General features: G+C 65.1%; 11 protein-coding genes. 5 read left to right on the top strand and 6 right to left on the bottom strand.

Going from position 1 to position 12246, the window contains the following annotated elements; translation table 11 throughout:
* Positions 1–169: 169 nt before the first annotated feature.
* A complete protein-coding gene (locus A3CW_RS0108685) occupies positions 170–1213 on the bottom strand; it encodes a rod shape-determining protein (protein WP_004189550.1) in 1044 nt (347 codons plus the stop codon).
* Between the two features lie 431 nt (positions 1214–1644).
* On the opposite strand from A3CW_RS0108685, the gene gatC reads away from it, so the two are divergent.
* The 5 genes from gatC (at position 1645) to A3CW_RS0108660 (ending at position 6954) form a co-directional block, all read left to right on the top strand.
* Positions 1645–1944 (top strand): Asp-tRNA(Asn)/Glu-tRNA(Gln) amidotransferase subunit GatC, encoded by a 300-nt coding sequence (gene gatC / locus A3CW_RS0108680; RefSeq protein ID WP_028203206.1) that lies wholly within the window; start codon positions 1645–1647, stop codon positions 1942–1944.
* A gap of 192 nt (positions 1945–2136) precedes the next feature.
* Positions 2137–3627, top strand: coding sequence for an Asp-tRNA(Asn)/Glu-tRNA(Gln) amidotransferase subunit GatA (gene gatA, locus A3CW_RS0108675; protein ID WP_028203205.1), 1491 nt, complete (start codon positions 2137–2139; stop codon positions 3625–3627).
* A 2-nt stretch (positions 3628–3629) separates the two neighbouring features.
* Positions 3630–5105 carry an Asp-tRNA(Asn)/Glu-tRNA(Gln) amidotransferase subunit GatB gene (gene gatB, locus A3CW_RS0108670; protein WP_028203204.1) on the top strand — a complete coding sequence of 492 codons (1476 nt, stop codon included), beginning with the start codon at positions 3630–3632 and terminating at the stop codon, positions 5103–5105.
* 146 nt (positions 5106–5251) lie between these two features.
* A complete protein-coding gene (locus A3CW_RS0108665; protein WP_028203203.1) occupies positions 5252–6088 on the top strand; it encodes a PPK2 family polyphosphate kinase in 837 nt (278 codons plus the stop codon).
* Between the two features lie 86 nt (positions 6089–6174).
* Positions 6175–6954, top strand: coding sequence for an exodeoxyribonuclease III (locus A3CW_RS0108660; RefSeq protein WP_028203202.1), 780 nt, complete (start codon positions 6175–6177; stop codon positions 6952–6954).
* Positions 6955–6984: 30 nt separating this feature from the next.
* Here A3CW_RS0108660 and A3CW_RS0108655 read toward each other — a convergent pair whose 3' ends face one another.
* The 5 genes from A3CW_RS0108655 to A3CW_RS0108635 form a co-directional block, all read right to left on the bottom strand.
* Positions 6985–8112 carry a M48 family metallopeptidase gene (locus tag A3CW_RS0108655; RefSeq protein WP_245623569.1) on the bottom strand — a complete coding sequence of 376 codons (1128 nt, stop codon included), beginning with the start codon at positions 8110–8112 and terminating at the stop codon, positions 6985–6987.
* Positions 8109–9503 (bottom strand): AmpG family muropeptide MFS transporter, encoded by a 1395-nt coding sequence (locus tag A3CW_RS0108650; RefSeq protein ID WP_028203200.1) that lies wholly within the window; start codon positions 9501–9503, stop codon positions 8109–8111. The genes A3CW_RS0108655 and A3CW_RS0108650 overlap by 4 nt, the downstream gene beginning before the upstream one ends.
* An 81-nt stretch (positions 9504–9584) precedes the next feature.
* Complete coding sequence (metW, locus tag A3CW_RS0108645) at positions 9585–10193, bottom strand: methionine biosynthesis protein MetW (RefSeq protein WP_028203199.1); 609 nt, start codon at positions 10191–10193, stop codon at positions 9585–9587.
* Positions 10190–11335, bottom strand: coding sequence for a homoserine O-succinyltransferase MetX (metX, locus tag A3CW_RS0108640; RefSeq protein ID WP_028203198.1), 1146 nt, complete (start codon positions 11333–11335; stop codon positions 10190–10192). The genes metW and metX overlap by 4 nt, the downstream gene beginning before the upstream one ends.
* A gap of 311 nt (positions 11336–11646) precedes the next feature.
* Positions 11647–12237: an HdeD family acid-resistance protein gene (locus A3CW_RS0108635; protein ID WP_051481330.1), complete on the bottom strand. Its 591-nt coding sequence runs from the start codon at positions 12235–12237 to the stop codon at positions 11647–11649.
* Between the last annotated feature and the right edge of the window lie 9 nt (positions 12238–12246).

Below are 12246 nucleotides of genomic sequence, written 5' to 3'. Positions count from 1 at the left end.
GGTTCGGTGAAACAGAGGGTGTAACGGAGGGCACAACGAAGCGTGAAACTTCGGCGCCCCGAAGGACGCCCCGTTGCGGGCGCCGTGGCGGCGCGCGTGCCGCCACGCCATCAGTGGCGCGGCGACGCCGAAACCGCGCCGCGGGCGAGCGCAGCGGTGCGCGGCGCGCTTACTCGTAAGAGAAGATGCTGCCAAGCTTGTCCATGCGCTCGAGCGCCATGCCCGAGCCGCGCACCACGCAGGTGAGCGGATCTTCGGCCACGAGCACCGGCAGACCGGTTTCTTCGGCGAGCAGGCGGTCCAGGTCGCGCAGCAGCGCGCCGCCGCCCGTGAGCATCATGCCGCGCTCGGCGATGTCGGCGCCCAGTTCCGGCGGCGTTTGTTCGAGCGCGATCTTCACCGACGAGACGATCTGGTTCAGCGGGTCGGTGAGCGCTTCGAGAATTTCGTTGCTCGAAATGGTGAAGCTGCGCGGAATGCCTTCCGACAGGTTGCGGCCCTTCACTTCCATTTCCTTGACTTCGGAACCCGGGAAGGCCGAGCCGATTTCCTTCTTGATGGCTTCGGCGGTTTGTTCGCCGATCAGCATGCCGTAATTGCGGCGGATGTAGTTGACGATCGCTTCGTCGAACTTGTCGCCGCCCACGCGCACCGAGCCCTTGTAGACGATGCCGCCGAGCGAGATCACGCCCACTTCGGTCGTGCCGCCGCCGATGTCGACGACCATCGAGCCCGTGGCTTCCGAAACCGGCAGGCCCGCGCCGATCGCGGCGGCCATCGGTTCTTCGATGAGGTAGACCTGCGAGGCGCCCGCGCCGTGCGCGGCTTCCTTGATCGCGCGGCGCTCGACCTGGGTCGAACCGCACGGCACGCAGATGATGATGCGCGGCGACGGCGAGAACATGCGCGACTCGTGCGCCGTCTTGATGAACTGCTTGATCATCTGCTCGGTGACGGTGAAGTCGGCGATCACGCCGTCCTTCATCGGGCGGATCGCTTCGATGTTGCCCGGGACCTTGCCGAGCATCTGCTTGGCTTCCTTGCCGACTGCCTGAATCGTCTTCTTGCCGTTCGGGCCGCCTTCCTGGCGAATGGAGACGACCGAGGGTTCGTCGAGGACGATGCCCTTGCCGCGCATGTAAATCAGGGTGTTGGCGGTGCCGAGGTCGATCGCCAGATCGTTGGAGAAGTAGCTACGCAGAAAACCGAACATTCAAAAATCCTGTCTCGCTTGTGGCCGTCCTTCCAGCTTCGTGGGCGAGGGCGGCAGCGGAAAAATTAACAGCCTCAGGGCGACATGCTCCGTCACGAGAGCACTCCGAAATCACGGCGGAGGGCGTCGCAAGGGGCGCCACGAGGGGCCTGAGACTGCGGGGATGGTTACCGGAGGCAGCCTGGCTGCGCCGCCCGTTTGATCTTGTCTGGCCGCATTGTGCTGCGGTCAGAACTGAAAGGCGGATGCAAGGCGGTCCGGGTTTGGGTCGAACGCGTAATGATACCTTATAATTTTGCCTGTTTTGCAGGATCCGGAAGGCAGTTTTTGACCTCATCGAAGCTTTCCTCCAGAGCCGGATCCGGCGCGATAAACCGCTGTTGCAGCACCGAATTTCCGCACTGCCGCAGCCCCTTTTTTCCGGTGACCGCATGGCCCTGACCCTGAACGATGTGAAGCGCATCGCGCATCTTGCGCGCCTCGAACTGGCCGACGCCGAAGCCGGCAATACGCTCGAACGCCTGAACGACTTCTTCGGCCTCGTCGAGCAGATGCAGGCCGTGGACACGACCGGCATTGCCCCGCTCGCCCACCCGATCGAGCAGATCGAGGACGTCGCGCTGCGTCTGCGCGAGGACGCCGTGACCGAAATCGTGGACCGTGAAGCGCTGCAGCGTCCCGCGCCCGCGGTGCAGGACGGACTTTACCTCGTACCGCGCGTGATTGAGTAAACACGCAGGATTTTTTCGCCCTTTTCGAATCCTTTCGAGTCGTCGGAACCGTTCGAAAAGGCACGGACTCCCGAGTTTTCCGGGGTTTTCCGAGCAGTGGCCGACACGTTTGCCAACGTCGTTCGAGCCGCTTTCGGACGGCGCAACGATCTGATTTCGACCACGCCGTGACGTTCTTCCAGGAATCACGCAATGCATGACAAAAGCTTGACCGAACTGCGCGCCGCACTGGCTGCGAAGGAGTGCTCCGCCGTCGAGCTGGCCCAGCACTTTTTGGGCCGGATTGATGCGCATCAAGACCTGAACGCTTTCGTCGACGTCAATCCCGAATTGACGCTCGCCCAGGCGAAGGCCGCCGACGCGCTCCTGCACTCGGGCCACGCGGGCCCGCTCGCGGGCATTCCGCTCGCGCACAAGGACGTGTTCGTCACGCGCGGCTGGCGCTCGACCGCCGGCTCGAAGATGCTTGCAAACTACGTGAGCCCGTTCGACGCGACCGTGGTCGAGCGGCTCGAGCGCGCGGGCATGGTCTGCCTCGGCAAGACCAACATGGACGAATTCGCGATGGGCTCGTCCAACGAGAACTCGCATTTCGGCGCCGTGAAGAACCCGTGGGACACGAAGGCCGTGCCGGGCGGCTCGTCGGGCGGTTCCGCCGCGGCCGTCGCCGCGCGCCTCGCGCCCGCCGCGACCGGCACCGACACCGGCGGCTCGATTCGCCAGCCGGCGTCGTTCACGGGTGTGACGGGCATCAAGCCCACCTATGGCCGCGTCTCGCGCTACGGCATGATCGCGTTCGCCTCGTCCCTCGACCAGGGCGGCCCGTTCGCGCACAGCGCCAGCGATTGCGCGCTGCTCCTGAACGCCATGGGCGGCTTCGACGAGCGCGACTCGACCAGCCTCACGCACGAGCACGAGGACTACACGCGCTTCGTCGGCCAGACGTGGAGCCAGGACGCCAGCGCCGACAAGCCGCTCGCGGGCCTGCGCATCGGGCTGCCGAAGGAATACTTCGGCGCGGGCCTCGCCGACGACGTGCGCGCCGCCATCGACGCGGCGCTGAAGACGTACGAGTCGCTCGGCGCCACGCTCGTGGAAGTCACGCTGCCGAAAACCGAGCTGTCGATTCCCGTGTATTACGTGATCGCCCCGGCGGAAGCCTCGTCGAACCTCTCGCGCTTCGACGGCGTGCGCTTCGGCCACCGTGCGGCCGAATACCGCGATCTGCTCGACATGTACAAGAAGTCGCGCGCCGAGGGCTTTGGCCCCGAGGTGAAACGCCGCATTCTGGTGGGCACCTACGTGCTTTCGCACGGCTACTACGACGCGTACTACCTGCAGGCGCAGAAGATTCGCCGCATCATTGCGCAAGACTTCCAGGAAGCGTTCAGGCAGTGCGACGTGATCATGGGGCCGGTCGCCCCGAGCGTGGCATGGGACCTCGGCGCCAAGGGCGACGATCCGCTGCAGATGTATCTTGCGGACATCTACACGCTTTCCACGAGCCTCGCGGGCCTGCCCGGCATGAGCGTGCCGTGCGGCTTCGGCGCGGGTGCGAACGCGCAGCGACCCGTCGGTCTGCAGATCGTCGGCAACTATTTCAACGAGGCCCGCATGCTGCAGGTCGCCGACGCCTTCCAGCGCGCGACCGACTGGCATCGCAAGGCGCCGGCAGGGGTATGAACATGGCAACACAGTGGGAAGTTGTTATCGGTCTCGAAACGCACGCGCAATTGTCGACGGCGTCGAAGATCTTCTCCGGCGCATCGACGCAGTTCGGCGCCGCGCCCAATACGCAGGCCTGCCCCGTCGACCTCGCGCTGCCGGGCGTGCTGCCGGTGATGAACCGCGGCGCCGTTGAGCGCGCGATCCAGTTCGGCCTCGCGATCGGCTCGACGATCGCGCCGCGCAGCATCTTCGCGCGCAAGAACTACTTCTACCCGGACCTGCCGAAGGGCTATCAGATCAGCCAGTACGAGATTCCGGTCGTGCAGGGCGGGAGTATCACGATCCAGGTTCCGGCCAACGAAAAGGCCGGCAAGGAAGCGTACGAGAAGACCGTCAACCTCACGCGCGCGCACCTCGAAGAAGACGCGGGCAAGTCGCTGCACGAAGACTTCGCGGGCATGACGGGCATTGACCTGAACCGCGCCGGCACGCCGCTGCTCGAAATCGTCACGGAACCCGAAATGCGCAGCGCCGCCGAAGCGGTTGCGTACGCGAAGTCGCTGCACACGCTCGTCGTGTGGCTCGGCATTTGCGACGGCAACATGCAGGAAGGCTCGTTCCGTTGCGACGCGAACGTCTCTGTGCGTCCGGTCGGCCAGAAGGAATTCGGCACGCGCGCCGAGATCAAGAACCTGAACTCGTTCCGCTTCCTCGAAGAGGCGATCCAGTATGAAGTGCGCCGCCAGATCGAGCTGATCGAAGACGGCGGCACGGTGGTGCAGGAAACCCGCCTCTACGATCCGGACAAGCGCGAGACGCGTTCGATGCGCAGCAAGGAAGACGCGCACGATTATCGCTATTTCCCCGACCCCGACCTCATGCCGCTTGTGATCGATGCCGCATGGGTCGAGCGCGTGAAGGGCGAGCTGCCCGAGCTGCCCGCGACGATGCAAACGCGCTTCATCGAGCAGTATGGCGTGACGCCGTATGACGCGAACGTGCTCACGTCGAGCAAGGCGATGGCGGCTTACTTCGAAGCGGTCGTGGCGAAGGCGGGCGCGGCGCAAGCCAAGGCCGCCGCCAACTGGCTGATGGGCGAAGTCTCGTCGCAGCTCAACCGCGAAGGCCTCGACATCGCCGCTTCGCCGGTATCGGCCGCGCAGTTCGCCGTGCTGCTCGCGCGCATCGCCGACGGCACGATCTCGAACAAGATCGCCAAGGAAGTGTTCCAGGCGATGTGGGACGAGAAGGCCGCGGACGTCGACGCTGCCGACCGCATCATCGAAGCGAAGGGCCTCAAGCAGATCTCGGACACCGGCGCGCTCGAAGCGATCATCGACGAGGTGCTCGCCGCGAACCCGAAGTCGGTGGAAGAATTCCGCGCCGGCAAGGAAAAGGCGTTCAACGCGCTGATCGGCCAGGCCATGAAGGCCACCAAGGGCAAGGCGAACCCGCAGCAGGTCAACGAGCTGCTGAAGAAGAAGCTGGGCTGAGTCTGGGCGAGTTTGGATGAAGTGCCGGCCTGATTCGGGCATGCTTGCGAGGCGGCGTCGTGCGTAGCAGTGCGGCGCCGCCTTGCCGCTTTAGGCCGGCAACGGCGCTGGCGCCGTCAAATTCACGAGAGAGAGGAGAACAACGCATGTCCCATATCCCGAGTCTCGACGATTTCCGCGTGCCGTACTTCAGCGACAAGAAGCCGGAGACGTTCTCGCTCAGCGCGCTCGACCCCGCCGTGAAACCGTTCTCGAGCGGCAGCAAGGACGGCGACCGCAACCGGCTCGCCGAGATTGGCAACAAGCTCGACGTGTTGCAGGAGCGTCTGCATTCGCAGCGCCATCAGCGCGTGCTGCTCGTGCTGCAGGGCATGGACACGAGCGGCAAGGACGGCACGATCCGCGGCGTGTTTCACGAGGTCGATCCGCTCGGCCTGCGCATCGTGCCGTTTCGCGCGCCCACGCCCATCGAGGCCGCGCGCGACTTTCTCTGGCGCGTGCACCTGCAGGTGCCCGCGGCGGGCGAACTGGCGATCTTCAACCGCAGCCACTACGAAGACGTGCTCGTGCCGCGCGTGATCGGCCAGATCGACTCGGCCGAGTGCGAGCGCCGCTACCGGCAGATTCGCCATTTCGAGGCGCTGCTCGCGCAGAGCGGCACGTCGATCATCAAGTGCATGCTGCACATCTCGAAGGACGAGCAGCGCAGCCGCATCCAGGCGCGCATCGACGACCCCACCAAGCACTGGAAATTCGACGTATCCGATCTCGAAGCGCGCAAGCATTGGGACGCCTATCAGGCCGCGTACCACGACGCGCTCGCGGCCACCTCCACGGAATACGCGCCGTGGTACGTGATTCCCGCGAACTCGAAGTCGCATCGCAACGTCATGGTCGCCGAACTGCTGCTGCGCCTGATGGAAAGTCTGAAGCTCGAATTTCCGCCGGCCAAGGCCGAACTCAAGGGTCTCAAGATCGACTGAGACCGACCCAATTCCCTCGCGGGGCGCAGCGCAGGTCCGGTTCGGCGCGCCGCGTGAGGCAACGCACAATCAAGAGGAAAGAAGACATGTTGCGTGTGATCACCGCGAATCTGAACGGCATCCGCTCGGCGGCGAAGAAGGGCTTTTTCGAATGGTTCGGCGAACAGAAGGCCGACGTGCTCTGCGTGCAGGAAATCAAGTGCTCGCAGGACGACATGACGCCCGAATTCCTCGCCCCGCACGACTTCACCGGCTACTTCCAGCATGCGGTGAAGAAGGGCTATAGCGGCGCGGGCGTCTATTCGCGCCACGAGCCCGACGACGTCATCATCGGCTTTGGCAGCGAGGAGTTCGACCCGGAAGGGCGCTATGTGGAAACGCGCTTCGGCAAGCTCTCGGTGATTTCGGTGTACGTGCCTTCGGGCTCGAGCGGCGACGAGCGTCAGGCCGCGAAGTACCGCTTCATGGACGAATTCATGCCGCATCTCGCGGAACTCAAGCGTGAGCGCGAAGTGATCCTGTGCGGCGACGTGAACATCGTCCACAAGGAAATCGACATCAAGAACTGGAAGGGCAACCAGAAGAACTCCGGCTGCCTGCCCGAAGAGCGCGCATGGCTCACGAGCCTCTTCGACGACGTGGGCTACGTGGACGTGTTCCGCACGCTCGACCCGCGTCCCGAGCAATACACGTGGTGGAGCAATCGCGGCCAGGCGTATGCGAAGAACGTGGGGTGGCGTATCGACTATCAGATCGCGACGCCCGGCATTGCGCACAAGGCGAAAAAGACGTCGATCTTCAAGGACATCAAGTTCAGCGACCACGCACCGCTGACCATCGACTACGACTACAAGGTCAAGAGCTGACGCTCACCGCGGCGCGCTGTGAAACCGCTTTCAGGGCGCCGATACCACCTTGCGCTTCTGCACCGCCGGGATGCCCTCGTAGTCGGGCAACTCGGCGAGCGGCTTGCCGATGGCCTTTGCGTAGAGCGGCATCATGTCGGCAAGGCGCTTGGCGATATCGGCGCGCCGCGCCGGCGTGTACGGGTGCACGTAGATGAAGCCCTGGTCGCGGTCGGCGCGCGTCGCCACCGCGAGCTTGTCCCACAGCGTGAGCGCCGCGCGCGGATCGAAGCCTGCGCGCGAGGCGATATCGCTGCCGATCACGTCGGCTTCGGTTTCGTCGGCGCGGCCGTAGTGCATCTCCACGAGCTGCGAGCCGATGCCGAGCGGAAACACGCCGAGATCCGCGAGCCCGAATAGCTGCGGCACGGAGCCCGATTCGATCTGCGCGGCCTGTTGTTCGCCAAGGCGCTCGCGCACGTGCTCGCGCACCGCATGCGCGATCTCGTGGCCGAGCAGCATGCCGAACTCGTTGTCGTTGAGCTTCACGCGGTCGAGCAGGCCGCCGTACACGACGATCTTGCCGCCTGGCAGCGCATACATGCGGATGTCGTTCGAGCGGATCACCGCCACTTCCCACTTCCAGTTCTTGACGCGATCGCTCCACTTCAATGAGTAAGGCGCGAGCCGGTCGACGAACGCCCGCACGCGCTGCACGTGCGGATCGCTTTCGGCATAGAGGCGGTTCGAATGTGCCGCGCCGCGCACGATCTCGTTGAACTCGGCCGTGGCCTGCGCTTCGAGCATCGGCGAAGGAATCAGGTTGCGGTACACGGCGGCGTTGCCGAAGCGCACCACGCGGCCCGTGTTCGGCGCACCGGGCGCGACGTTGCCCGGCGAGGCGCTTGCGTTCGCGCCGCTGTTTGCTGCGCCGTTCGCGTTATTCGTTGGGTTGATAGCGACATTGCTTCCGCTCGCGACGCTGCCTGCTGGCGGCGTGGCAGGGTTGCCCGGCACGCTCGCCGGGGCGCTCGTGGCGGCCGGGTTCTCGGCACCCCACGCATTCCATGCAGAAAGGCCCGGCAAGGCCGCGGCAAGCGCCAGCACGAGTGCGCGAGCGCGTGCGCCGCTGCGCTGCGGCGCACGCGGGCTTTGCGCGGCGGTCTCATACGTGCTCACGACCGGATTCTCCACGGGGCAATACGAATGAGCAGGAGCATACCCGGTACCGCGAGCACCGTGCAGACGATGAAATAGTCGAACCAGCCGATCTTCGCGACCACGTAGCCGCTTGCGGCGGAGGCCAGCGTGCGCGGCACGGAGGCGAGGCTCGTGAAGAGTGCGAACTGCGTGGCGGTGTAACGCGGATCGGTCGTGCTTGCAATATAGGCAGTGAACGCGGCGAGTGTGAGCCCCGTTGCAAAGGTCTCGAAGCCGTACACGAGCGCGAGCGCAACGGCGCGCGGGTCGAGCGTGAACTGCACGGTGGCGCCGAAGAGACCCGCGGCCCACGAAACCGCGTGGCTCACGGCGAGCACGGCATCGTAGATGGCGGCGAGCGAGGGCGACCCTGCGCCGAGTTGCGCGAGCCACGCGAAACCCAGAGTAGAAATCATTTGCAGGAAACCGAAGATCCACAGCCCGCGCCCAATGCCGATCTTCACGAGCGCCACGCCGCCGATAATGCCGCCCGCGAGGCTCGCGCCGAACGCCGTCATCTTGGCGATCACGCCGATCTCGGTGCGCGAATAGCCGATGTCGAGGAAGAACGATGTGGACAGGGTGGTCGCCATCGTGTCGCCGAGTTTGTAGAGGAAGATGAAGGCGAGCACAAACAGTGCCGCGGCGAGACCATCGCGGCGCACGAATTCGGCGAACGGCTGCACGATCGCTTCGCGCAGATTCCTGGGCGGCGCGCCGTGCACTTCGGGCTCTTTCACCACGAGCGTCATGATCATGCCGGGAATCATGAACACCGCCGTCACGACGAACACGGTGCTCCACGGCAGGTGGTCGGAGAGGATCAGCGCGAGCGAGCCCGGCACGAGCGCCGCGATCTTGTAGGCATTCACGTGCACGGCGTTGCCGAGGCCCTGCTGCGTATCGGTCAGCAGTTCGCGCCGGTAGGCGTCGATGGAGATGTCCTGGCTCGCGCCGAAGAACGCCACCAGCGCGGTGAGCGCGGCCACGGTCCAGATCGAATCTTTCGGCGAAACGTAGCCTAGCGTGCCGATGGCGAGCGCCACGAGAATCTGCGTGACGAGCATCCAGCCGCGCCGCCGCCCCGGGCGCCAGCCGGGCAGGCGCGGCACGTAGCGGTCCATGAGCGGCGCCCAGACGAACTTCCAGGTGTAGGGGAACTGGATCAGCGCGAAGAGGCCGATCTCCTTGAGATTGACGCCCTCCGAGCGCAGCCACGCCTGCACCAGATAGACGAGTGTGAAGAGCGGCAGCCCGGAGGTAAAGCCGAGGAACACGCAGATCAGCATGTGCGTATTCAGATACGCACGCCAGCCGGGGTGGGATTCGTGAGCGGTAAGAGCGGGTGCCTCGTGGGGCGGATTCTGCATGTCGTCGTTAGCGGCGGCGGTGTTGGGTGCGGTTCCTGGCGAACCGGTCGGGCAGAAAAACACGCGACGCCGCGCACGGCGTCATTTTTTTCTCACGCGATAGACCGCAAGACTACCACGCCAGTTCACACCCCATCTAACGGTCTGACCCCCATGGAGCACGGCGCGGTCGAGAATTTCGATGCCCACCTCGGGCGCGAGCGCCTCGAAGTCCTTCACCGTGAGAACACGCACGTTCGGCGTGTTGTGCCACTGGTAGGGCAGCGACTTCGAGACCGGCATGCGTCCGCGCAGCACCGAGAGCCGGTGCGGCCAGTAGCCGAAGTTCGGGAACGAGACGATGCACTCCTTGCCCACGCGCGCCGTCTCGCGCAGGATGGCGGCCGTCTGGTGAATGGTCTGCAGCGTTTGCGAGAGGACCGCGAAATCGAAGCTCGCGTCCTCGAACAGGCGCAGGCCGTCTTCCAGATTCTGCTGGATCACGTTGATGCCGTTCTTCACCGAAGCGAGCACACCCGCGTCGTTGATCTCGATGCCGTAGCCCGTGCACTCCAGCTCCTCGGTGAGCAGCGAGAGCAGCGAGCCGTCGCCGCAGCCGAGGTCGAGCACCTTCGCGCGCGGTTCGATCCAGCGCGCGATGGTGCGAAAGTCGGGACGGGCGGAAAGACTGTCGAAAGCGCTCTGGTTCATACGCCCACCTCAGCAGCAATACGTTCGTAGTAAGCGCGCACCACATTGTGATAGCGCGCGTCGTCGAGCAGGAAGGCGTCGTGGCCGTGCGGCGCGTCGATTTCCGCGTAGGTCACCTGGCGCTTGTGATCGAGCAGCGCCTTCACGAGTTCGCGCGAGCGCGCGGGCGCGAAACGCCAGTCGGTCGCGAAGCTCGCCACGAGATATTTCGCCTTCGTGTGCGCGAGCGCGCGCGTGAGGTCGCCGTCATACGCCTTGGCGGGGTCGAAGTAATCGAGCGCGCGCGTGATCAGCAGGTAGGTGTTGGCGTCGAAGTAGTCGGCGAACTTGTCGCCCTGATAGCGCAGGTACGACTCCACTTCGAATTCCACGTCGAAGTTGAAGTTGTATGCGTTCTCGGCGCCTTCCGCCCGACGCAGCGCCCGGCCGAATTTTTCGGCCATGTCGTCGTCGGACAGATAGGTGATGTGGCCGATCATGCGCGCCACGCGCAGGCCGCGGCGCGGCTTCACGTGGTGGGCGTAGTAGTCGCCGCCATGGAAGTCGGGGTCCGAGAGGATGGCCGAGCGCGCGACCTCGTTGAACGCGATGTTCTGCGCCGAGAGCTTGGGGGTGGAGGCGACCACGATGCAGTGGCCGAGGCGATCCGGATAGCGCAGGCTCCATGCGAGCGCCTGCATGCCGCCGAGGCTGCCGCCCATCACCGCAGCGAACTTCTCGATGCCGAAGCGATCGGCCACGCGCGCCTGGGCGTCCACCCAGTCCTCGACGGTCACGACCGGAAACTTCGCGCCATAGGGCTGGCCGGTGGCCGGGTCGATACTCATCGGTCCGGTCGAGCCGAAGCACGAGCCGAGATTGTTCACGCCGATCACGAAGAAGCGGTTGGTGTCGAGCGGCTTGCCCGGGCCGACCATGTTGTCCCACCAGCCCACGTTCTTGGGGTCGTCCGCGTAGACGCCCGCCACGTGGTGCGACGCATTGAGCGCGTGGCAGACGAGCACCGCGTTGCTGCGCGCGGCGTTGAGCGTGCCGTAGGTTTCGACCACGAGGTCGTACCCGGCCAGCGCCGTGCCGTTCTGCAGTTGCAGAGGCTCGTCGAAATGCAGTGTTTGAGGAGCGACGATGCCGATCGATTCCATTCGTTCCGCCTTGGTTTTTCGGGCGGCTAAACGGTGTCGGCGGGCGCGGAGTGCGAAAGGATTGGCGCAGCTGACGACCTCTTTAGCCGCATTTATATCGAACTCCGGGGCCCAGGCCCTGGGAGTTCACGCGCCCGCAATCGAGTCAGCAAATCGGCGCGTGGGTATTGCAAAAGGAACGCAGAGTATATCGGAAAAAGTGCAAAGCGACGCGGAGCAAGGGAAAGGCGGCCCGGGCGGCGCGCTGCCGCCCGGCGCATTGGCACCGCCGCTTCACGTGCCCGCGCACCGCGCGAGGCCGCGAAGCCTTATCACTTCCCGGGCGCAGAAGGATGCGCGTTGCGCCAGCGCCGCAGCTGCAAGGCCGCGATGATCATCAGGAGGCCGTAGAGGACCGCATAGGCGGCGATCACCCAGATCAGCGAGAGCGCGCCTGCGCCGGGGAACATCGCGAAGAAGAAGCCCACCGTTGCCGAGAGCAGCCCCGAAATCCCGACCGCCCACGGATGCGCGATGGCGTGCCGGTACTGGATCGCGTAGACGATTTCGAAGATGCCAGTGAAGAACGCCCACACGCCGATGATCATCACGAGGACGATGGCGGTCTCGCCGGGCCAGAAGAACGCCACGAGGCCCGCGATCACGCCGATCAGACCGATGATGACGTAGGTCCAGCGCCGCCGGCCGCCGCCCCGCGCACCGTAGATGAGCGCGAACGCGCCGTCGACGATGGCGTAGGCGCCCCAGACGATGGCGAGCGTGAGCACGGTGAGACCGGGCAGCGAGAAGGCGAGCACGCCGAAGAGGATGGCGGCGATGCCGCGCGCGACGAGCCAGCCCCAATGGGCGGACAGGCCCATCAGGATGGGCGGCAGGCCGAGGGGAGGAACGGGACGGTTCATGCGGCGGTT

The sequence above is a fragment of the Paraburkholderia nodosa DSM 21604 genome (assembly GCF_000519185.1).
GTDB classification, from domain to species: Bacteria; Pseudomonadota; Gammaproteobacteria; order Burkholderiales; family Burkholderiaceae; genus Paraburkholderia; species Paraburkholderia nodosa.
Note: the sequence above shows the minus strand (reverse complement) of the source record. Positions and strands in the feature narration are given on the sequence as shown.